Below are 20,844 nucleotides of genomic sequence, written 5' to 3'. Positions count from 1 at the left end.
CTGCATCCTCGTGCAGACGCCTTGCACAGGCATCACCAGCGGCTCTCGCCGACCAGCGCATCCAGCCGCGTCTTCAATTCGTCCGACGCGCGATAGTACCAGACACCGCCGAGCAGATCGCGAAAACGTTCATTGACACGCGCTTCACGTTCGATGCGGTCGATCGTCCCGGTGCTGATCACATCTTCGAGGGGACCTGCCGCGAGCAGCGACATCAACACCGGATTGGCCTCGATCTTCAGGATCTCCAGGATCAGGTCGATCATTCGGTCGGGATCATCCTCGCGCAGGTCCTTTTCGAAATCCATGATCGTGAACAGATTGTCGTCCTGGTCGCGATCGGACTTGGAATATTGCTCGACCCAAGCACGGGCGAGCGCTGCGGTCGACATGCCGGCGCAATCGAGCGGCTCGCGCGGCGTGCGCTGGGCCAGATGGTCGGCCTGCCAGGCCTCGTTGTCGGCAAGCTCTGCAATGCGCGACATCAAGGGATCGTCGGGCGCGACATGCACACCGCCGAGCAGCCAGCGCAACCGGTCATGACGCGCGGCCTCGTGCTCGATGCGCGCGATCACCGCCTCGCCATGCGCATAGAGCAGCGACAGCAGGAACTTGTCGTTGAGCTGCATCACAGTCGGCTTGTCGGTCTCGGTCCTGAGCACCTCCAGCACGAGATCGAGCGCTTGCTGCGGCCGGCGGTGCGGCAGACGATCGAAATAGAGTTTCAAGGCCCAGATGCCGCCGACCTGGTCGCGCCGGCTGACGCGCTGAAGCGCGCACCACATCGATGCCAGCTCAGTGACCGGCATCGGATCCAGAAACGCCTCGGTCTCATCAGGCGTGCGCAGCTGCGGCGCGGCCGCGATGACCTCGAGCAGTCCAGTGTCGTCCGTCGGCCGCATTCTTCCAACTCCAATCCGTATGCGTGAGCGGCGATGCCGTGCGCCGCGCATCGGATTAGTGACAAGATTGAACCGGCGGGTTCACCGGTTGCGGCAGTCAGTCGTCCTCGGACTGCTCGGTGCCGAACAGGCCGAACTGGGCCGGATCGCGATTGGGCTCGGCGAGACCGAGATGGCGGAAGGCGTGCGAGGTGAGCAGGCGGCCGCGCGGGGTGCGCTGGAGATAGCCGCACTGGATCAGATAGGGCTCGATGATGTCCTCGATGGCATCGCGCGGCTCGGACAGCGCGGCGGCCATGGTCTCGACGCCGACCGGGCCGCCACCATAGTTTAGCGCGATGGTCGAGAGATAGCGGCGGTCCATCGCGTCGAGACCCGCGGCGTCGACTTCGAGCGCGCTCAGCGCGTGGTCGGCAATCTTGCGATCGATCTTGTCGGCATCGGCCGCGGAGGCAAAATCGCGCACACGCCTGAGCAGCCGCCCGGCGATGCGCGGCGTGCCGCGGGCGCGGCGTGCAATCTCGTTGGCCCCGTCCGCGGTCATTCCGACATTGAGCACGCGCGCACCGCGGCTGACGATGCTTTCCAATTCCTCGATGGTGTAGAAGTTGAGCCGGACCGGAATGCCGAAGCGGTCGCGCAAGGGATTGGTGAGAAGGCCTGCGCGCGTCGTGGCGCCGACGAGCGTGAATTTCGACAGCTCGATTTTCACCGAACGCGCCGCCGGGCCCTCGCCGATGATGAGATCGAGCTGAAAGTCCTCCATCGCAGGATAGAGCACCTCTTCCACCGCCGGACTGAGGCGATGGATCTCGTCGATGAAGAGCACGTCGCGCTCTTCGAGATTGGTGAGGAGCGCGGCAAGATCGCCGGCCTTGGCGATCACCGGCCCCGAGGTGGCGCGAAAGCCGACGCCGAGCTCCTTGGCCACGATCTGCGCCAGCGTGGTCTTGCCGAGGCCGGGCGGGCCGACGAACAGCACGTGATCCAGCGCCTCGCCACGCTTGCGCGCCGCCTCGATGAAGATCGACAGATTCTTGCGCGCCTGCTGCTGCCCAACGAAATCGGACAGCGATTGCGGACGCAGCGCGGTATCGCCGACATCGTCGCTGCGGCGCTCGGGCGTTACGATGCGTGGGGGCGTGGTCATGCAGGCAGGATAACACGACGCAGAGGTTTCGCGAGCCACCAGCACAGGCTGGCCGGAATGACGGCGACGACGGCGAGCATCGCCGAAAGCTTCAGCGCCTCTGGCACGGAACGGACACTGGGCACGATCACCGCCGAGGTTTCAGAGGGCACAACGAACATGCCAAGCGCGACGAAGCCGGCCGCGGCCACGGCCGCGGCGAGCCACGCCATCCAGATCATGTTGACATCGGCGTAGACCGCGGCCAGCGCGAATATCAGACCGGCAACGACTGCAGGAAGGAACGAGGCGAGAACCGTGGCGATGGCCAGCAGCAAGATCGCGATCGAAGCCAGAGCGCGCAGAGCCTCCAGATCGAGGAGCACAAGAAACATCTGCAGCACCGCGGCACCGAGTGCCGTCACCACGACCGAAACCAGCGCGGCGGTCGTCAGCGGCCCCACAACGGAGAAAACCACGACGATACCGACCACGCACGAAAGGCGACGAAGGAGAGCGACGACGGAATTGGTGCGGGCCGCGCTCACTTCGACAGCTCCTTCAGGCCCAACCGGATCAGCTGCGCAGTCTCCGCGCTCTCGCCGGCACTGCGCGCGGCCAAGGCAATCGCCGCGGCGGCCTGCGGCTGGCCGTAGCCTAGATTGACCAGCGCGGAGATCGCATCCGCCACGGGGCGCGGCGCGCGCTGGTCGTCGACGGCGCCGGCGAGATGCACCACGGCCGGATCAACGTTGGCGAAGGCCGGCGCCTTGTCCTTCAACTCGGTGACGATGCGCTCGGCGACCTTGGGGCCGACGCCGGGGGTGCGGGCCACGGCCGCCTTGTCGCGCAGCGCAATGGCATTGGCGAGGTCGGCCGGGGACAGCGTACCGAGCACGGCGAGCGCGACCTTGGCGCCGACACCCTGCACGGTCTGCAGCAGGCGAAACCATTCGCGCTCCTGGTCGGTGCGGAAGCCGAACAGCTTGATCTGGTCCTCGCGGACATAGGTCTCGATCGACAGCACGGCGGCCTCGCCAGGCGAAGGCAGATGCTGCAAGGTGCGCGACGAGCAATGCACCTGATAGCCGACCCCGCCGACATCGAGGATGACGAAATCCTCGCCGTAGGAATCGATCAGGCCCTTGAGCTTACCGATCATCGCTGCGCACCCCTCGCTTGAAGGACGCACGGCATTGATTCACCGTTCCCTCCCCCCTTGTGGGGGAGGGTCAGGGAGGGGGGTGCCACACGGGGATTCTCTCGAAGGCGCGAGGGTGACGCGTGCAGCTCATTGACGACGGCGGCACCACCGCTGCGGCTACCCCTCTCCCCAGCCCTCCCCCACAGGGGGGGAGGGAGCACACCGTCCATGCGGCTCATCTGTGCCTCACAACGCGCATTAGAGACCCACCACCTTCAACCGCAGCGCCGCGCTCTGGCGGTGATGGGCGTGGGTGATGGCGATGGCGAGCGCATCGGCGGCGTCCGCGGACGGCGGCTCGGCTTTCGGCAGCAGGATCTTCAGCATCATCGCGATCTGTTGCTTGTCGGCGTGACCGGCGCCGACCACGGTCTTCTTGACCTGGTTCGGTGCATATTCAGCGACAGAGATGCCGAACATCGCGGGCGCCAGCATGGCGACGCCGCGGGCCTGACCGAGTTTCAGCGTCGCGACGCCGTCCTTGTTCACGAAGGTCTGCTCGACCGCGGCCTCCATCGGCTGGTGACCGGACAGAACGGCGGCAAGCCCTTCATGGATCGCGAGGAGGCGGCTCGCCAGCGGCAGGTCGTCCGGCGGCTCCACCGAGCCGCAGGCGACGTAGATCAGCCGATTGCCGTCGGCCTCGATCACGCCCCAGCCGGTGCGGCGCAGGCCGGGGTCGATGCCGATGATGCGAACGGGGCCACGAATCGGGAGCGCAGTCATGGGCCATGTGATAGCGGCTGGCCGCCGCGGGGGGAAACAGAAACAGAACGGAAGTAACAGGGAAGTGGGGCCTCGTGCCCCGGGCGCGACGCAGCAAAAGTGCCCTCGCGCGCGTCCTCAACGCGCTATGGTGATGCGCCGCTGACCCGGGGCCAATGTTGCCGCCGGCGCTCGAGGCGCGGTTTGTCCCGACCCTGCGCAGCAGTGTTTCACGCTGCTGCGCGTCCGGGACACGAGAACTGCGTCAACCGCCCATCTTCGCGACCAGCGCGTCCGATATCTCGAAATTGGCGTAGACCTGCTGGACGTCGTCGTGCTCGTTGAGCAGATCCATCAGCTTCAGGAGCTTCTCGCCGGTCTCGTCATCGACCGCGACCGTGTTCTGCGGCTTCCAGATCAGCGCGGCCTTGCGCGGCTCGCCGAACTTGGCTTCCAGCGCCTTGGCGACGTCGCGATAGCCTTCTGTCGAGGCGTAGATCTCGTGGCCGTTCTCGCCCGAGACCACGTCGTCGGCGCCGGCCTCGATCGCAGCGTCCAGCATCGCGTCATCCGAGGCGACGCTGCGGTCAAATTCGATCACGCCCGTGCGGTCGAACATGAAGGACACCGAGCCGGTTTCGCCGAGATTGCCGCCGGACTTGGTGAAGAAGGAGCGGATGTCGGAAGCAGCGCGGTTGCGGTTGTCGGTCAGCGCCTCGACGATGACGGCGACGCCACCGGGGCCGTAGCCCTCGTAGCGGATCTCGTCATAGTTCTCGCCATCGCTGCCGAGCGCCTTCTTGATGGCGCGCTCGATGTTGTCCTTCGGCATGTTTTCCTGGCGCGCAGCGATCACGGCGGCGCGCAGGCGTGGGTTCATGGCGGGGTCGGGCGTGCCGAGCTTGGCCGCGACGGTGATTTCCCGCGCCAGCTTGCCGAACAGCTTCGACTTCTGGGCATCCTGCCGCCCCTTGCGGTGCATGATGTTCTTGAATTGGGAATGTCCGGCCATGCGTGGTCTCTTGAATGGTCTTTTGGGGTCGTTCACCGATCGGGGTGGGAAGCGCGGCCTTATAGGCCGCCAACCCACCGGAATCAAAGGGCTCCAGTGCTTTAGGGTCGTACCGCAAAGGTAGCTGGCGCAATGGTTCCTGCCTAGATGTCAGGCATCGTTAACCATGACTTCATTCCGGCCTGCGAAAATAGCACCCGACCGTCCCCCGACAAGAGAGACCCGATGGCGTTCGGATTATTTCGGAAGCGTCTGCCGGACCAGGCTGAGCCTGTGACAGCCCCGGAGGCTCCGCAGCCGGCGGCCCATTCCGAGCCGGCCGCGGCCGCCGAGGGTGATTCGGCCCGGGAGATCCTGGAATTGCTGGAACTCGAGCTCGGCGCCATGATCCGCCAGCTCGAGCGCGCCGCCAATTCGGTGGCCGGCGGCGCCGAGGCCACCGCCGCGACGCTTGCCGCCATTCGCGACCGGACCGACGCCCTGACCGGCCGGACCAACGCGGCGCAGTCGACCGCCTCCACCTTCGCCCATGCCGCCGACAAGTTCACCCAGTCCGCCCAGGGGATCGGCGCGCAGGTGCGCAATGCCGGCAAGCTCGCCGACGAGGCCAGCGCCGCGGCGCAGGAAGCCCGCGCCAATGTCGATCGCTTGCGCGAGTCCTCCGCCGCCATCGGCAACGTCGTCAATCTGATCGCACAGATCGCACGGCAGACGACGCTGCTCGCGCTCAACTCGACCATCGAGGCCGCGCGCGCGGGCGCTGCGGGAAAGGGATTTGCGGTCGTCGCCACCGAGGTCAAGGCCCTCGCGGTGCAGACCCAGGGCGCGACCGAGGAGATCACCCGGAAGATCGACGCGCTCCAGCGCGACGCCGCCGGCTCCGCGGAGGCCGTCCACCGCATCTCCCAGGCGATCGAGGCGATCCGCCCGGTGTTCGAGACCGTCAACGGCGCCGTCGCCGAGCAGAACGCCACCACCAGCGAAGTTTCCGGCAACGCCGCCAGCGCCTCGGAGTTCATCGTGTCGGTGGGCGAGAGCGCGGCCGAGATCGATGCCGCGACCAAGGCGGCCGAGACCCATGGCGAGAGCGTCGCCAAGGCGGGCAAGGCCGTCACAACTTTTGCTCAGAAGCTGAAGTCGCGTTGCGCCGTGCTGCTCCGCCAGAGCGAGCACGCCGACCGCCGCAAGACCGAGCGGCTGCCCTGCCACCTCAGGTTCGAGACCGCGCGCGGCGTGATGCCGGTCTATGAAATCGCGATGGACGGCCTGCTGATCGGCGGCACGGACGCGAGCCGGCTCGCGCCGCAAGCGATGATCGAAGGCACCCTCGAAGACATCGGCGCCTGCCGCCTGCGCGTGGTCGAGCAGTCCAAGGCCGGCGCCCGCGCGCAATTCGTTGGCTCCAGCGCCGCGCTCAGCGAGAAGATCGAGGACAAGCTCTGGTCGATCCATGAGGAGAACACGGAGCTGGTCACCCGTGCCATGGAGGCGGGCAATGCGCTGACGAAGATATTCGAGCAGGCGGTTGCGCGTGGCGAGGTCAGGCTGGAGGAGCTGTTCGACACGGACTACGTGGAAATTGCGGGCACCAATCCGCAGCAATACCGCACGAAATATCTCGACTGGGCCGACCGCGCCCTGCCGCCGTTCCAGGAGGCGTTTCTGGCGAGAGAGCCGCGGATGGCGTTCTGCGCCATGGTCGACCGCAACGGGTTCCTGCCGGTGCACAACAAGATCTATTCCCATCCGCAGCGGCCGGGCGACGTCGCCTGGAACACAGCCAACAGCCGCAACCGGCGGATATTCAACGATCCGGCGGGGTTGGCTGCCGCGCACAACCTGCGCTCGTACCTGGTCCAGAGCTATGCGCGGGACATGGGCAACGGCAACACCGTGATGATGCGCGAGATCGACGTCCCGATCCGCGTGCAGGGCCGGCACTGGGGCGGATTTCGCACTGCCTACAAACTGTAGTGCACGCTCAGGCAAGACGGCAGCGGCGAATCATCCTCTAAAGTCGAATTCTGGAATGGGAATGCCGCCGTGAGCCGATGAACGGCTCTCACTGGAGAACTCGTCGAACATGTCCGCCGCACAACTTGCCGTCATGGACACCGGCTCCAACCGCACCCTCGCCGAGCGGCTGATCGACCAGCTCGCCGACCGCATCGGCGGCCTCGGCGTGGAACTCGCCGACATCGCCGGCAACGTCCAGGAGGTCGCGAACCGCGTCGCGAGCCAGTCGGAACGCTTCCACCACCTGCAGAAGACGGCCGAGACCATGGTGTCGGCCAACCACGACATCGCCAACGCATCGCAGGCCGTGCAAACGACGACGTCCGCGGCGGTCGGCGAGATCGTGCAATCGCGTGGCGCGGTCGACACCGCGGTCAGCCATATCTCCGAGCTGGTCGCAGCCGTGGAGCGGATCGAGGCGCGCCTGAGCGCCGTCGGCTCGGCACTGGCGCAGGTGGCAAAGGTATCCGGCTCGATCGAGGCGATCGCGAAGCAGACCAATCTGCTGGCACTGAACGCAACCATCGAAGCGGCGCGCGCCGGCAATGCCGGCCGCGGCTTCGCGGTGGTCGCGAGCGAGGTCAAGAACCTCGCGGAAGCCACCCGTCAGGCCACGCACCAGATCTCCGACACCGTGCGCGATCTCGACGGCCAGATCGAAGGCCTGATCGGCGAGAGCAGCGACGCTTCGCAGCGTGCCAAGACCGCCGGCGAAGGCGCGCAAGCGATCTCCGGCATCATCTCACGCGTCCAGCAGGGCTTTGCCTCGGTGGAGGCGGAGATCGGCAGCGTCACGCGCGCGGCGACCTCCAACCTCGGGCATTGCGACACCGTCATCAGCGAGCTCAACGAGCTCGCAAAGGGCGTCGACCTGTCCTCGCGCGATCTCAAGAATGCCGATGAGCGCGTGGCGAAGCTGCTCGACGCCTCCGAAGGCCTGATCGCGCTGATCGCCGACAGCGGAGTGGAGACGTCGGACACGCCGCTGATCCGCGTGGTGGTCGAGACCGCCAAGCGCATCTCCGCCGAATTCGAGGCTGCGATCGACCGCGGCGAGATCACGCTCGCCCAGCTCATGGACGAGACGTACCGGGAGATCCCCGGCACCGATCCACAGCAGTACCTCACCAACTACGTCGAATTCACCGATCGCGTGCTGCCAGCGATCCAGGACCCGATCCAGAAATCGGATCCGCGCATCGTCTACTGCGTCGCCTGGGCAAGGAGCGGCTATCTGCCGACCCACAATCCGAACTACCGCCTGCCGCAGGGCAAGGACCCGGTCTGGAATAACGCCAATTGCCGCAACCGCCGGCTGTTCACCGACCGCACGGTGAAGAAGGTCGCAGGCAGCACGAAGCCGTTCCTGCTGCAGACCTACCGCCGCGACATGGGCGGCGGGCAGTTCGTGCTGATGAAGGATCTGTCCTCGCCGATCGTGGTCCGCGGCAAGCATTGGGGCGCCTTCCGGATGGGCTTTCGGCAGGGCTGACGGCTATTGCGCGGCGCGCTCCGGCCTCGCCAAAACAAAAAGTTCGAAAACAACCCCATGCACAGTAGCCGGGGTGTGCGGAATCAATGACTTAGGCGCACGCGCCCAGCGGGCCATGAAATCAGGCTCGGTCGCGGTTCGCCTCCTCCCGACGCGGAGGTGATTCGAGTGCTGGGCGGGATACGCCCCACACTTGACCCGTCAGGCAAAACAGGGGCATAATGCGACTATTCCGAAATCTCTACACGACCGCTCCCCTGCGGTCAGATCAAACGAGTGCGATGGCATCATCGCACGTCGGATGAGCTTGGTGCGACGCAGATCCGGGCCGGTCGGCCGTTGCGATTGATCTGGCGCGCCGTGCACACATCGTTCGACTTTTCTCAATCGCACGACTTTCGTCTTTGACCGCTTTTGCGCGTTCGCACGATCATCCGCAGCGATCAACGACGCATGCGATCAAAATGCGTCAAAAAATGACGCTTATCATATCAAATAGCTCAAAACCTTAGCAGCGATTGCCGCACAAAATCGTGAACGTCATGGCCTGACGCCTCGTCCGAGCAAATATGCATTGCCGAAAATATCGATGCTTCATCGCTTCGCATCGATATGATTATGGTCGCGCAAAATTCGTCGACGCGATCGCCGCGAGCGATCGTCAGCAAGGGCATGCATATGGCAACGACACTCACCATCAACGGCGAAACAAAATCCTTCGACGCGCCACCTGACATGCCGTTGCTGTGGGTGTTGCGCGACATCCTCGGAATGACCGGCACCAAGTTCGGCTGCGGCATCGCGCAATGCGGCGCCTGCACGGTGCATGTCGACGGCAAGGCGGTGCGCTCCTGCGTGCTGCCGGTGAGCGCGGTGGAGAACCGCGCCATCACCACGATCGAAGCCGTCGGCAATACGCCGTCGGGCGCCAAGGTGCAGAAGGCCTGGTTGGACGCCGAAGTGATCCAGTGCGGCTACTGCCAGTCCGGCCAGATCATGTCCGCCGCTGCCTTGCTGGCGACGACCCCCAATCCCGACGATTCCGATATCGACGCCGCGATGGCCGGCAACATCTGCCGTTGCGGCACCTATGTGCGCATCCGCGAGGCCATCAAACAGGCCGCCAGCGGCCGTCAGTCCTGAGGTTCGCCATGAATGCACATCACAGCCTCTCCCGCCGCGCAGTTCTGTCCGGCGGTCTTGCCACCGGGTTCCTGCTCGCCTTCCATCTGCCGCTGCGCGCCGCCACCAACGAGCCGGTGCAGCCGCGCGATACGACCGACGGAAAGTTCGCGCCCAATGCCTTCATCCGCATCGACGAGACCGGCCGCACCGTGCTGATCATGCCGCAGGTCGAGATGGGCCAGGGCACCTATACCTCGATCTCCGCGGTGCTCGCCGAAGAGCTCGACGCCGACTGGAGCAAGGTCGAGGTCCAGCACGCGCCACCTGACGACAAGCTCTACGGCAATCCGACCTTCGGCCTGCAGGTCACCGGCAATTCCAACTCGATCCGCGCCTGGTGGCTACCGTTGCGCAAGGCCGGCGCCACTGCGCGCGCGATGCTGGTGCAGGCGGCTGCCGCGGAATGGGGCGTCGAGCCGGCAAGCTGCACGGCCGCCAAGGGCGAAGTCGCGCATGAAGCGAGCGGCCGCAAGCTCGCCTACGGCGCGCTGGCGCTCGCAGCCCGAGGTCAGACACCGCCGAAGGACTTCGCGCTGAAGGACCCCAAGGATTTCGTCATCATCGGCCAGCCGCTCAAGCGGCTCGACACGCCGGACAAGGTCAACGGCAAGGCAGTCTACGGCATCGACGCGATCCTGCCCGACATGAAGTTTGCCACCGTCGCCACCTGCCCGGTGTTCGGCGGCAAGGTCGGCAAGGTCGACGACAGCGCCGCGGTGAAGCTTCCCGGCGTGCGCAAGGTCGTCGTGCTCGAGGACATGGTCGCCGTGATCGGCGATCACATGTGGGCGGCCAAGAAGGGGCTCGAAGCGCTCAAGATCGAGTGGGACGAGGGGCCGAACGCAAAGATCACCACCAAGGACATCTGGGACGACCTGCGCAAGGCCAGCCAGAAGGATGGCGCAGTCGCAAAATCCGACGGAGATATCGCCAAGGCGCTCGCGAGCGGCGACAAGTTCGAGGCGGCCTACGAGCTGCCCTTCCTGGCGCACGCCTCGATGGAGCCGATCAACGCCACGGTGCACGTGAAGCCCGACTCCTGCGAGATCTGGACCGGCACGCAGATCATGACGCGCGTGCAGTCTGAGGCCGCGAGGGCCGCGGGGCTTCCGATCGACAAGGTGATCGTCAACAATCACCTGCTCGGCGGCGGCTTCGGCCGCAAGCTCGAGCCCGACATGGTGGTCGCCGCGGTGAAGATCGCCAAGCAGGTCGACTATCCCGTGAAGGTGGTGTGGACCCGCGAGGAGGACATCCAGCACGACGTCTACCGCCCGGTCTATCGCGATCAGATCACGGCGTCGCTTGTCGACGGCAAGGTCGCGGGGTGGAGGTACAAGGTCGCCGGCTCCGCCGTGCTGGCGCGCTGGCTGCCGCCAGCGTTCCAGAAGGGCATCGACATCGACGCGATCGACGCCGCGGTGGATGCTCCTTACGACTTTGTCAACTTCCATGTCGAATATGTCCGCGCCGAGCCGCTATCGGTGCCGACGGGTTTCTGGCGCGGGGTCGGCCCGAACAACAACGTGTTCGCGGTCGAATGCGCGATGGACGAGCTCGCGCGCAAGGCGGGCAAGGACCCGATCGCGTTCCGAAAGTCCATGTTGACGAAGAATCCGCGCATGCTCGCGGTGCTCAACCAGGTCGCGGAGAAATCCGGCTGGGGTCAACCGCTGCCGCCGCGCGTCGGCCGCGGCGTCTGCGTGCAGCCGTCGTTCGCGAGCTTCATAGCAACGGTGGTGGAGGCCGAGATCGACGACATCGGCGAGATCACGCTTCGCCGCATCACCTCGGTGGTCGACACCGGCATTGCGGTCAACCCCGATACCGTGAAGGCGCAGATCGAGGGCGGCCTCATCTTCGGCCTCACCGCGGCGCTCTATGGCGAGATCACCATCGACAAGGGCCGCGTGCAGCAGTCGAACTTCCACGACTATCGCATGATGCGGATCAACGAGACGCCGAAGATCGAGGTCATCGTCGTCAAGAGCGGCGAAGCGCCCGGCGGCATCGGCGAGGCCGGCGTCAATGCCGGACCGCCGGCGCTCCGCAATGCGATTTACGCCGCAACCGGCGTGGCGCTGCGGCGCCTGCCGATCGACCGGAAGCTGCTGGCCGCGGGGAAGAAGGCATGAGCGGCAAGATGCGTATCCTCGCAAGCATCGTTGTAATCGCCATCGTCGCGGTGGCGCTCGGCGTCTTCATCATCCGCGGGCCCGGCCCGCTCGACTTCGCGGGCGGCACGAAAGTGGCGCTGGCGGACTACCGCGCGGGCAAGCCGACCGGTGTGCCCGCCAAGCTCGAGAAGGCTGGCATCGTCGAGCGCGGCGAATATCTCACCAAGGCCGCCGACTGCATGGTCTGCCACACCAAGCCGGGCGAGAAGGAATATTCCGGCGGACTCGCCTTCAAGCTGCCGTTCGGCACGCTCTATTCCACCAACATCACGCCGGACAAGGACACCGGCATCGGCAACTACACTGACCAGGATTTCCTCAACGCAGTCCAGCACGGCAAACGCCGTGACGGCGCGCGGCTCTACCCGGCGATGCCGTACACGTCCTACACCTTCATGACCGACGAGGACGTGCTGGCGGTGAAGGCTTATCTGTTCAGCCTGCCGGCGGTGCGCGCGAAGGCGCCCGACAACACGCTGTCGTTCCCGTTCAACCAGCGCTGGGCGATGATGTTCTGGTCGGCGGTGTTCAATCCGGACACGCGCTTTGCGCCCGATACATCGAAGAGCCCGGAATGGAACAGAGGCGCTTATCTTGCGGAGGCTCTGGCGCATTGCGGCGAGTGCCACACGCCGCGCAATCTCGGCTTCGCGCTGGACAACCGCAAGAAGTTTGCCGGAGCCATTACGGCCGGCTGGCGCGCCTTCAACATCTCCTCGGACAAGGCGACAGGTCTCGGCAGTTGGAGCGACAAGGATCTGATCTCGTATCTGTCGCTCGGTCATGCGCCAGGCCATGGCTCGGCCTCGGGCCCGATGGGTGAGGCCGTCGACCACAGCTTCAGCAAGCTCGCCCCCGAAGACATCAGCAGCATCGTTGCCTACTTGCGCAGCGTGCCGCCGCAACCCTCGCCCGACCTGCCCGCCACCACGGCGCCCGTCGCACCCGCCTCGCACCGCGACGGCGTCACGGCGGATGCGCGCGGCAAGCAGGTGTTCGCCAGCGCCTGCGCGAGCTGCCACGGCTGGAGCGGCGAGAGCCCGGTGTCGCCGATGGCGACGCTCACCGGCACCTGGGCCGTCAACGACCCCGCCGCCACCAACGTCGCGCAGATCGTGATCTCGGGCACCAAGCGGCACACGCCGGATGGCGCGCTGTCGATGCCGGCGTTCGGCAACGCGTATACCGACGACGAGATCGCGGCGGTGGCAAACTATGTGACGGCGCGGTTCGGGACCAAGGGCTCGAAGCTGACGGCGAAGGATGTCGCAGAGCTGAGGGAGCAGACGGCGGAGTAGGTGTCGCCGCGACCGGACGCTGCACCCTCTCCCCTTGCGGGAGAGGGTGGCTTCGCAAAGCGAAGCCGGGTGAGGGGTTCTCTCCGCGAGTCCCACTCATAATTGCGGGCGGGGAGAGAACCCCTCATCCGGCGCTTCGCGCCACCTTCTCCCACAAGGGGAGAAGGTGCAGCGGAATTTGCCGCACGAGTTAACTCAACCAGAACTTCGGCGTTGCGGGCTCCAGCCGGCCGCCGACGCGCACTGGCGCCACGCGCAGCGCAAGGCCCGTCGCGTCATCCGTCTCGACTGCGACGCCGCTGAGCGTCGCGACGCCCGATGCCGGCTCGAAGCGGGCGGACGGAATCCCGGAGGTGAACCGGCGCAGCGGTTCTTCCTTCTGCATGCCGATGATGGAATCGTAATCGCCGGTCATGCCGGCATCGGTCATGTAGGCGGTGCCGCCAGCGAGGATCTGGTGGTCGGCGGTCGGCACATGGGTGTGCGTGCCGACGACCAGGCTGGCGCGGCCGTCGCAGAAGAAGCCGATGCCCTGCTTCTCGCTGCTCGCCTCGCAATGAAAATCGACGACGATGGCGTCGGCGGCAACGCCGAGCGGGCAGGCGCCCAGCTCGCGCTCCAGCGCCGCGAAGGGATCGTCGAACGGGGTCATGAAGACGCGGCCGAGCGCGTTGACGACGAGGGCATGCTTGCCGTTCTTGGTCTCGACCAGCGCAGCGCCGCGGCCGGGCGTGCCGCGCGGATAGTTCGCCGGACGCACCAAGCGGTCGGCGCGCTCGATGAAGACGAGCGCCTCGCGCTGGTCCCAGGAGTGATTGCCGAGCGTCACTGCATCGGCGCCCGCCTCGAGAAATTCCTGGTAGATCGCCTCCGTGATGCCGAACCCGCCGGCGGAATTCTCGCCGTTGACGACGACGAGATCGAGCGACCAGTCCTTGACCATGCCGGGCAGATATTCGGCGACGGCCTCGCGCCCGCTACGGCCGACGACATCACCCACGAAGAGAATGCGCAACTTCAGAACTCCGGAAATCGAACACGTCCGATTCCGTTAGCACATAATCCAGCGCGACGTCGTGCGATAGTGCCGGAACCGCCTCGATCTCCTGCACTGCAAAAGCAAGCCCGATGCCGACGATTTGCTTCGTCTTCCGCAGATGCGCGAAGGTGAAATCGTAATGCCCCGCGCCATAGCCGATGCGATGGCCGAGGCGGTCGAAGGCGGCCAGCGGCGTCAGCATGATGTCGGGGATCACTTCGGCGGCCGCCGGCGACGGCTCGGGAATGCCGAGCGGGCCGAGCATCAATCGGTCGCTCGGCTGGAAGATGCGGAAGATCAGCGACTGGCCGCGCGCGGTGACACAAGGCAGCGCCAGCTTCGCGCCCTGCTCGGCGAGCCGCTTCATCAGCGGCAGCGGATCGATCTCGCTGCGGATCGGCGAATAGCCGGAGACGATGCTGCCGGGCAGCAGCTCGAACGGCAGCCCGCGCTTGGCTAGCTTTGCGGCGGCGCCGGCGCGCTTCTTGTCGCTCAGCGCATCGCGCTTGGCGAGGGCTTTGGCACGGAGTTCGGCTTTGGAGTTGGACATGCGCGCTTGCTCCGCGGTCATCACCCGCGAAGGCGGGTGATCCAGTATTCCAGAGACGCCAGTGCTTGAACCTCGATGCCGCAGCGTACTGGATGCCCCGCCTGCGCGGGGCATGACACCGAGATTGAACCGCAAGCGTGTCGGGGACGCAATTTGACGGGCACGAACCAGAAGGAAGAAAACAGTGCGAAGCCGCGGACGCCGTTGAAGCACTCGATCCCGGAGTTCCCTACGAAAGTAGGTGGGCACCATATGTCCGGGCCCACGGGCCCGGCCAGGGACAGTTCCCTAAAGGATCGATAAGGCCCCGGGGATATATGGCTCCTGACGCACGTCGCAGCCTCGCCCGGGCAATGTAACAACGATACTGACGAATCGCCAGTGGCGCGAAGCCCGCATGCGGCCATCCTTCGAGACGCCCGCCTTGCGGGCTCCTCAGGATGAGGACCGAGTGCTTAGCAGCAATTTTTGCAGGCAACGTTGTGTCGGTCAGCCTCATCCTGAGGAGACCGCGGAGCGGTCGTCTCGAAGGACGAGGCGCTTGCGCAGGCCGCGCGTCAGCACCCCCTACCCGATCGCAATGCCGTTGCCGACGGTCCGGTTCAGCACCTGGGTCGACTTCTCGATGCGTTCGGCTGCGGCGTTGAGCGCGTTCACCACCGCAGTCTGCGTCATCCGGGCACGCTCGACGGCGGCGTTGCGGAAGTCCCTGAGCTCGGTCAGCTCCTGCTCCAGCGTGCGGACGCGGTTGCTGGTGTCGATCAGTTCATCGCAGACGGTCAGCGCGGCCATCACGGTGAGGCGCGCATCGCCGATCTCGCCGAATTTTCCGCGCAGCGACTGGATGCGCGTTTCCAGGGTTTCGGCGAGCTTGAGCAGCCGCACCTCCTGGCCCTCCTCGCAGGCCATGCGGTATTGCCGGCCATTGATGGTGACGTTGATGTGGCTCATCCGTCCTCTCCGGTATCGAGCACCGAGCGTATCGTGACGATTGCGGAATCCAGCCGGTCGGAAATCTCGCGATTGGTGCGCTCGAGCTTGCGCGCCTTCACCAGCGCGCCGTCGAGCTCATCGGCGAGCCGCGAGCGATCCGCGCCGAGCGCCTGAATCCGCGCCGCGAGCTCGTTCTCGTCGCGATCGGCATCGCGGCGCCGCTCGACCGCGCTTTCGAGAGCGTCGAGCGCCGCGGTGAGCCTGCGGGTCGCAATCTCGATCTCGACGGCGGACGACTCCGTCATGGCGGAACTGTTGGACACGCGATCGTTCATGCAGTCAGCGGCGGAACCTGGCGGCCTTTGCCCAGTGGCCTTTCCCTGGAGCTTGCCGTCCGGCAAAAGACTCGGTTCGGCAAGCGGTTAGAAGCAGAAATTTACGTGGCAAGCTAGCCCAGCGCAACGCCGCCGCAAAACTATGCACCGATCAATCGGGACGCGGCTGCGATCGTCCGATTTCTTCCGGCACGATCCCGGGGGAAAACCGATCTCCACACGGCAACTTTTACGGCCAAACCGGCGTTTGACCGCCTTGGACTCCCGGAACCGAGGTGCTATCCCAGCCACGACTTTCAGTGGCCGCCAGGCTCCTCCCGCGCGGGCGTACCTCGCCTCCAAGCGCCTCATTTCAGACGGATTTCAGACATGACGCAGGTCGATCACACCCGTATGGCCAACGCGATCCGCGGCCTTTCGATGGACGCTGTCGAAAAGGCCAAGTCGGGCCATCCCGGTCTGCCGATGGGCGCTGCCGACGTCGCCACGGTGCTGTTCACCCAGTTCCTGAAATTCGATGCCGCCGCGCCCACCTGGCCGGATCGCGACCGCTTCGTGCTCTCGGCCGGCCACGGCTCGATGCTGCTCTATTCGCTGCTGTATCTCACCGGCAATGCCGAGATGACGCTGGACCAGATCAAGCAGTTCCGCCAGGTCGACTCACTCACCCCCGGCCACCCCGAGAACTTCCGCACCAAGGGCATCGAGACAACAACCGGGCCGCTCGGCCAGGGCATCTCGACCGCGGTCGGCATGGCGCTCGCCGAGAAGATGCTCGCGGCCGAGTTCGGCAAGAAGATCGTCGACCACCACACCTATGTGCTCGCCTCCGACGGCGACCTGATGGAAGGCGTGTCGCAGGAAGCGATCGCGATGGCCGGGCACTGGAAGCTCAACAAGCTGATCGTGCTGTATGACGACAACGGCATCTCGATCGACGGCCCGACCTCGATCTCCGATTCCGTCGACCAGGTGAAGCGCTTCAAGTCCGCGGGCTGGGCCGCCGAGAAGATCGACGGCCACGACCAGGCCGCCATCGCCGCCGCCATCACGCGCGCGCAAAAATCCGGCAAGCCCACGCTGATCGCCTGCCGCACCACCATCGGCTTCGGCGCGCCGACCAAGGCCGGCACCTCGAAGGTGCATGGCGAGGCGCTCGGCGCCGACGAGCTCAAGGCCGCCAAGGAAAAACTCGGTATCTCGCTCGAGCCGTTCTCGGTGTCCGACGACGTGCTGAAGGCGTGGCGTGCAGCCGGCAGCCGCGGCGCCGCGGCTCGCCAGGAATGGGAAGCACGGCTCGCCGAGCTCGGCAGCCGCAAGCGCGCCGAGTTCGAGCGGCGTCTTCGCCATGAACGTCCGGCTTCGCTGGCAAAGGCGCTGAAGGCGCACAAGAAGGAGCTGCTCGAGAAGCCGCTGACCGCGGCGACCCGCAAATCGTCGGAGGCTGCGATCGAGGTTATCGCCGCCGCGATGCCGATGGAATTCCTGGCCGGCTCCGCCGACCTCACCGGCTCCAACAACAACAAGGCGAAGTCGGCGACCGCCTTCTCGGCCAAGACGCCGAAGGGCCGCTTCATTCACTACGGCATCCGCGAGCACGGCATGGCCGCCGCGATGAACGGCATCTTCCTGCACGGCGGCTTTGCGCCGAACGGCGCGACCTTCCTGGTGTTCACCGACTACGCACGTCCCGCGATGCGCCTTGCCGCGCTGATGGGCGCGGGCGTCGTCTACGTGATGACGCACGACTCCATCGGCCTCGGCGAAGACGGCCCGACCCATCAGCCGGTCGAGCATCTTGCCGCGCTTCGCGCCATTCCCAACATGCGCGTGTTCCGTCCCTGCGATTCAATCGAGGTCGCCGAATGCTGGGAGCTCGCGCTCAACCGCATCGACGGCCCGACGGTGCTGGCGCTGACGCGGCAGAACCTGCCGCAGCTGCGGACCACCGCGCCGACCGACAATCCCTGCGCGGCCGGCGCCTATGAGCTGGTCGCAGCCCAGGGCGAAGCCAAGGCGACGCTGTTCGCCTCCGGCTCCGAAGTCGAGATCGCGGTCGCGGCCCAGAAGCAGCTCGCGGAACGCGGCATCGCGTCACGCGTTGTCTCCGTTCCCTCGCTCGAGCTGTTGTTAGCGCAACCAGAAGCCAAGCGCGCAGCGATCATCGGAAACGCACCGGTCAAGATCGCGATCGAGGCCGCCGTGCGCTGGGGCTGGGACGCCGTGATCGGCCAGGATGGCGAATTCATCGGCATGCATTCCTACGGCGAAAGCGGTCCTGCCAAGGAGCTCTACAAGCATTTCGGCATTACCGCCGAGGCCGCGGTTAACGCTGTCCTGAAGCGCGTTTCCTGAGAGTTGAGCTTGCCGCAAAAAAGGACTACCTAATCCCTCATATGATCAAGCACCGCCCGGCCGAACCGGGCGTCCGCCCCTAAAAAAACCCTCGCAGGCGCGCATAGCGCGTTGTGCGGGATGACAACGGTCATTGAAGGAGACGAAACATGGCAGTCCGCGTTGGAATCAACGGTTTTGGCCGCATTGGCCGCAACATCCTGCGGGCGATCGCCGAGTCAGGCCGCAAGGACATCGAGGTCGTCGGCATCAACGATCTCGGCCCGGTCGAGACCAACGCCCATCTGCTTCGTTTCGATTCCGTCCATGGCCGCTTCCCCGGCACCGTCACCGTCGATGGCGACTCGATCAGCCTCGGCAACGGCAAGATCAAGGTGACCGCCGAGCGCGATCCCTCGAAGCTGCCCTGGAAGGATCTCGGCGTCGACATCGCGCTGGAATGCACCGGCATCTTCACCTCGAAGGACAAGGCCTCCGCGCATCTGACCGCCGGCGCCAAGCGCGTGCTGGTCTCCGCACCCGCCGATGGCGCCGACGCCACCATCGTCTACGGCGTCAACCACGAGACGCTGACCAAGGATCATCTGGTCGTCTCCAACGGCTCCTGCACCACGAACTGCCTCGCGCCGGTCGCCAAGGTGCTGAACGATCTCGTCGGCATCGAGACCGGCTTCATGACCACGATCCACGCCTATACCGGCGACCAGCCGACGCTCGATACGATGCACAAGGATCTCTATCGTGGCCGTGCGGCGGCGATGTCGATGATCCCGACCTCGACCGGTGCTGCGAAAGCGATCGGCCTCGTGCTGCCCGAGCTGAAGGGCAAGCTCGACGGCGTCGCGATCCGCGTGCCGACGCCGAACGTCTCGGTCGTCGATCTCAAGATCGTCGCCAAGCGCGCCACCGACGCCAAGGAGATCAACGCGGCGATGAAGCGCGCCAGCGAGCAGCAGCTCAAGGGCATCCTCGGCTACACCAGTGCGCCGAACGTCTCGATCGACTTCAACCATGATCCGCACTCCTCGACCTTCCACGAGGACCAGACCAAGGTTCAGAACGGCACGCTGGTGCGCGTGATGTCCTGGTACGACAACGAGTGGGGCTTCTCGAACCGCATGGCGGACACCGCCGTCGCGATGGCGAAGGTGATCTAAGGATCGGGTGCGTTCCAGTTGCACCGTCATTCCGGGATGGTCCGTAGGACCAGACCCGGAATCTCGAGATTCCGGGTTCGGTGCTAAGCGCACCGCCCCGGAATGACCTCCTAGAGGCCCGAGACAAGAGAACCCAGAGATGACCAACAAATTCCGCACCCTCGACGACGTCGACGTGAAGGGCAAGCGCGTACTGCTGCGCGTCGACCTCAACGTGCCCATGGAGAACGGGCGCGTCACCGACGCAACCCGGCTCGAGCGCGTCGCGCCGACCATCACCGAGATCTCGGACAAGGGCGGCAAGGTCATCCTGCTCGCGCATTTCGGCCGGCCGAAGGGACGCGATGCCAAGGACTCGCTCAAGCCGGTTGCCGAGGCGCTGTCCAAGGTCGTGAAGAAGCCCGTCGGCTTCGCCGAGGATTGCATCGGCGAGTCCGCGGCCAGGGCCGTGGCCGGCTTGAAGGATGGCGACATCCTGTGCCTGGAAAACACCCGCTTCCACAAGGAAGAGGAAAAGAACGATCCCGCCTTCGTCGCAGAGCTCGCAAAGCTCGGCGACATCTGGGTCAATGACGCCTTCTCGGCGGCGCACCGCGCTCATGCCTCGACCGAAGGCCTCGGCCACAAGCTGCCGGCCTATGCCGGCCGCACCATGCAGGCCGAGCTCGATGCGCTGGAGAAGGCGCTGGGGTCGCCGACCAAGCCGGTCATCGCCATCATCGGCGGCGCAAAGGTCTCGACCAAGATCGACCTGCTCGAGAATCTCGTCACCAAGGTCGACGCGCTCGTGATCGGCGGCGGCATGGCCAACACCTTCCTGCACGCCCGGGGCGTCGCGGTCGGCAAGTCGCTGGCCGAGAAGGATCTCGCCGCCACCGCGCTGCGCATCATGGAGAAGGCGGAAGCCGCCAACTGCGCCATCATCCTCCCGGTGGACGCCACCGTCGCCTATCATTTCGCCGCCAACGCGCCCTCGCATGCCTACGGGCTCGACGCGATCCCGGCCGACGGCATGATCCTCGATGTCGGCCCGCAATCGATCGCGCGCGTCCACGCGGCGATCGACGATGCGGCGACCCTGGTCTGGAACGGGCCGCTCGGCGCCTTCGAGATGCAGCCGTTCGACCGCGGCACGGTCGCGGCCGCCAAGCACGCCGCCGAGCGCACCAAGGCCAAGAAGCTGGTCTCGATCGCGGGCGGCGGCGACACCGTCGCCGCGCTCAACCAGGCCCATGTGGCCGGTGACTTCACCTATGTCTCGACCGCCGGTGGCGCGTTCCTTGAATGGATGGAAGGCAAGCCCCTGCCCGGCGTCGAAGTTCTGCGTATCAAGTAATCAAGCGGCCTTGCTGGCC

The 20,844-nt window shown here is 65.7% G+C and carries 18 protein-coding genes and 1 other RNA gene; 8 read left to right on the top strand and 11 right to left on the bottom strand.

Annotated features, from left to right (window positions below):
- Positions 1-32: 32 nt before the first annotated feature.
- From ACYCVF_RS33045 to ACYCVF_RS33020, 6 genes are all read right to left on the bottom strand, one after another.
- Positions 33-902, bottom strand: coding sequence for a DUF6869 domain-containing protein (locus tag ACYCVF_RS33045; protein ID WP_459603816.1), 870 nt, complete (start codon positions 900-902; stop codon positions 33-35).
- Positions 903-999: 97 nt separating this feature from the next.
- Positions 1,000-2,052 (bottom strand): Holliday junction branch migration DNA helicase RuvB, encoded by a 1,053-nt coding sequence (gene ruvB / locus ACYCVF_RS33040; RefSeq protein ID WP_459603815.1) that lies wholly within the window; start codon positions 2,050-2,052, stop codon positions 1,000-1,002.
- On the bottom strand, positions 2,049-2,579 hold the full coding sequence (locus ACYCVF_RS33035) for a hypothetical protein (RefSeq protein ID WP_459603814.1): 531 nt from the start codon (positions 2,577-2,579) through the stop codon (positions 2,049-2,051). Before ACYCVF_RS33035 ends, ruvB begins: the two co-directional genes overlap by 4 nt.
- Positions 2,576-3,193, bottom strand: coding sequence for a Holliday junction branch migration protein RuvA (gene ruvA, locus ACYCVF_RS33030; protein WP_459603813.1), 618 nt, complete (start codon positions 3,191-3,193; stop codon positions 2,576-2,578). Before ruvA ends, ACYCVF_RS33035 begins: the two co-directional genes overlap by 4 nt.
- A gap of 240 nt (positions 3,194-3,433) precedes the next feature.
- Positions 3,434-3,961 carry a crossover junction endodeoxyribonuclease RuvC gene (gene ruvC / locus ACYCVF_RS33025; RefSeq protein ID WP_459603812.1) on the bottom strand — a complete coding sequence of 176 codons (528 nt, stop codon included), beginning with the start codon at positions 3,959-3,961 and terminating at the stop codon, positions 3,434-3,436.
- A 244-nt stretch (positions 3,962-4,205) separates the two neighbouring features.
- Positions 4,206-4,952: a YebC/PmpR family DNA-binding transcriptional regulator gene (locus ACYCVF_RS33020; RefSeq protein WP_459603811.1), complete on the bottom strand. Its 747-nt coding sequence runs from the start codon at positions 4,950-4,952 to the stop codon at positions 4,206-4,208.
- Between the two features lie 225 nt (positions 4,953-5,177).
- On the opposite strand from ACYCVF_RS33020, the gene ACYCVF_RS33015 reads away from it, so the two are divergent.
- The 5 genes from ACYCVF_RS33015 (at position 5,178) to ACYCVF_RS32995 (ending at position 13,120) form a co-directional block, all read left to right on the top strand.
- A complete protein-coding gene (locus ACYCVF_RS33015; RefSeq protein ID WP_459603810.1) occupies positions 5,178-6,926 on the top strand; it encodes a methyl-accepting chemotaxis protein in 1,749 nt (582 codons plus the stop codon).
- A gap of 109 nt (positions 6,927-7,035) precedes the next feature.
- Positions 7,036-8,460 (top strand): methyl-accepting chemotaxis protein, encoded by a 1,425-nt coding sequence (locus ACYCVF_RS33010; RefSeq protein WP_459603809.1) that lies wholly within the window; start codon positions 7,036-7,038, stop codon positions 8,458-8,460.
- Between the two features lie 678 nt (positions 8,461-9,138).
- Complete coding sequence (locus tag ACYCVF_RS33005; protein WP_459603808.1) at positions 9,139-9,603, top strand: (2Fe-2S)-binding protein; 465 nt, start codon at positions 9,139-9,141, stop codon at positions 9,601-9,603.
- 8 nt (positions 9,604-9,611) lie between these two features.
- Entirely contained in the window at positions 9,612-11,780 is a 2,169-nt protein-coding gene (locus ACYCVF_RS33000) for a xanthine dehydrogenase family protein molybdopterin-binding subunit (RefSeq protein ID WP_459603807.1), read from the top strand.
- A complete protein-coding gene (locus ACYCVF_RS32995; RefSeq protein WP_459603806.1) occupies positions 11,777-13,120 on the top strand; it encodes a c-type cytochrome in 1,344 nt (447 codons plus the stop codon). The genes ACYCVF_RS33000 and ACYCVF_RS32995 overlap by 4 nt, the downstream gene beginning before the upstream one ends.
- A gap of 190 nt (positions 13,121-13,310) precedes the next feature.
- On the opposite strand, the gene ACYCVF_RS32990 is transcribed toward ACYCVF_RS32995, so the two are convergent.
- From ACYCVF_RS32990 to ACYCVF_RS32970, 5 genes are all read right to left on the bottom strand, one after another.
- On the bottom strand, positions 13,311-14,135 hold the full coding sequence (locus tag ACYCVF_RS32990; RefSeq protein ID WP_459603805.1) for a TIGR00282 family metallophosphoesterase: 825 nt from the start codon (positions 14,133-14,135) through the stop codon (positions 13,311-13,313).
- Positions 14,113-14,709 carry a 5-formyltetrahydrofolate cyclo-ligase gene (locus ACYCVF_RS32985; RefSeq protein WP_459603804.1) on the bottom strand — a complete coding sequence of 199 codons (597 nt, stop codon included), beginning with the start codon at positions 14,707-14,709 and terminating at the stop codon, positions 14,113-14,115. Before ACYCVF_RS32985 ends, ACYCVF_RS32990 begins: the two co-directional genes overlap by 23 nt.
- 185 nt (positions 14,710-14,894) lie before the next feature.
- Positions 14,895-15,055, bottom strand: a non-coding RNA gene (gene ssrS / locus ACYCVF_RS32980) — 6S RNA.
- A 221-nt stretch (positions 15,056-15,276) separates the two neighbouring features.
- Positions 15,277-15,660, bottom strand: a complete 384-nt coding sequence (locus ACYCVF_RS32975) for a cell division protein ZapA (RefSeq protein WP_061025095.1) — start codon at positions 15,658-15,660, stop codon at positions 15,277-15,279.
- Positions 15,657-15,977, bottom strand: coding sequence for a DUF4164 domain-containing protein (locus ACYCVF_RS32970; RefSeq protein WP_014439722.1), 321 nt, complete (start codon positions 15,975-15,977; stop codon positions 15,657-15,659). Before ACYCVF_RS32970 ends, ACYCVF_RS32975 begins: the two co-directional genes overlap by 4 nt.
- A 369-nt stretch (positions 15,978-16,346) precedes the next feature.
- Here ACYCVF_RS32970 and tkt point away from each other — a divergent pair, with 369 nt between their 5' ends.
- The 3 genes from tkt to ACYCVF_RS32955 all read left to right on the top strand — a co-directional run bounded on the left by tkt (position 16,347) and on the right by ACYCVF_RS32955 (position 20,825).
- Positions 16,347-18,332 (top strand): transketolase, encoded by a 1,986-nt coding sequence (tkt, locus tag ACYCVF_RS32965; RefSeq protein ID WP_459603803.1) that lies wholly within the window; start codon positions 16,347-16,349, stop codon positions 18,330-18,332.
- 149 nt (positions 18,333-18,481) lie between these two features.
- On the top strand, positions 18,482-19,489 hold the full coding sequence (gene gap, locus ACYCVF_RS32960) for a type I glyceraldehyde-3-phosphate dehydrogenase (RefSeq protein ID WP_459603802.1): 1,008 nt from the start codon (positions 18,482-18,484) through the stop codon (positions 19,487-19,489).
- 139 nt (positions 19,490-19,628) lie between these two features.
- The gene (locus ACYCVF_RS32955) at positions 19,629-20,825 is read left to right on the top strand and encodes a phosphoglycerate kinase (RefSeq protein ID WP_459603801.1); all 1,197 of its coding nucleotides are present in this window, start codon (positions 19,629-19,631) and stop codon (positions 20,823-20,825) included.
- The last annotated feature ends 19 nt before the right edge of the window (positions 20,826-20,844 follow it).

Source organism: Bradyrhizobium cedriense (assembly GCF_054602315.1).
Note: the sequence above shows the minus strand (reverse complement) of the source record. Positions and strands in the feature narration are given on the sequence as shown.

Coding starts and splice junctions, on each gene's coding strand:
- ACYCVF_RS33045 (WP_459603816.1), bottom strand. CDS start 902: ATGCGGCCGACGGACGACACTGGACTGCTCGAGGTCATCGCGGCCGCG.
- ruvB (WP_459603815.1), bottom strand. CDS start 2,052: ATGACCACGCCCCCACGCATCGTAACGCCCGAGCGCCGCAGCGACGAT.
- ruvA (WP_459603813.1), bottom strand. CDS start 3,193: ATGATCGGTAAGCTCAAGGGCCTGATCGATTCCTACGGCGAGGATTTC.
- ruvC (WP_459603812.1), bottom strand. CDS start 3,961: ATGACTGCGCTCCCGATTCGTGGCCCCGTTCGCATCATCGGCATCGAC.
- ACYCVF_RS33020 (WP_459603811.1), bottom strand. CDS start 4,952: ATGGCCGGACATTCCCAATTCAAGAACATCATGCACCGCAAGGGGCGG.
- ACYCVF_RS33015 (WP_459603810.1), top strand. CDS start 5,178: ATGGCGTTCGGATTATTTCGGAAGCGTCTGCCGGACCAGGCTGAGCCT.
- ACYCVF_RS33010 (WP_459603809.1), top strand. CDS start 7,036: ATGTCCGCCGCACAACTTGCCGTCATGGACACCGGCTCCAACCGCACC.
- ACYCVF_RS33005 (WP_459603808.1), top strand. CDS start 9,139: ATGGCAACGACACTCACCATCAACGGCGAAACAAAATCCTTCGACGCG.
- ACYCVF_RS33000 (WP_459603807.1), top strand. CDS start 9,612: ATGAATGCACATCACAGCCTCTCCCGCCGCGCAGTTCTGTCCGGCGGT.
- ACYCVF_RS32995 (WP_459603806.1), top strand. CDS start 11,777: ATGAGCGGCAAGATGCGTATCCTCGCAAGCATCGTTGTAATCGCCATC.
- ACYCVF_RS32985 (WP_459603804.1), bottom strand. CDS start 14,709: ATGTCCAACTCCAAAGCCGAACTCCGTGCCAAAGCCCTCGCCAAGCGC.
- ACYCVF_RS32975 (WP_061025095.1), bottom strand. CDS start 15,660: ATGAGCCACATCAACGTCACCATCAATGGCCGGCAATACCGCATGGCC.
- ACYCVF_RS32970 (WP_014439722.1), bottom strand. CDS start 15,977: ATGAACGATCGCGTGTCCAACAGTTCCGCCATGACGGAGTCGTCCGCC.
- tkt (WP_459603803.1), top strand. CDS start 16,347: ATGACGCAGGTCGATCACACCCGTATGGCCAACGCGATCCGCGGCCTT.
- gap (WP_459603802.1), top strand. CDS start 18,482: ATGGCAGTCCGCGTTGGAATCAACGGTTTTGGCCGCATTGGCCGCAAC.
- ACYCVF_RS32955 (WP_459603801.1), top strand. CDS start 19,629: ATGACCAACAAATTCCGCACCCTCGACGACGTCGACGTGAAGGGCAAG.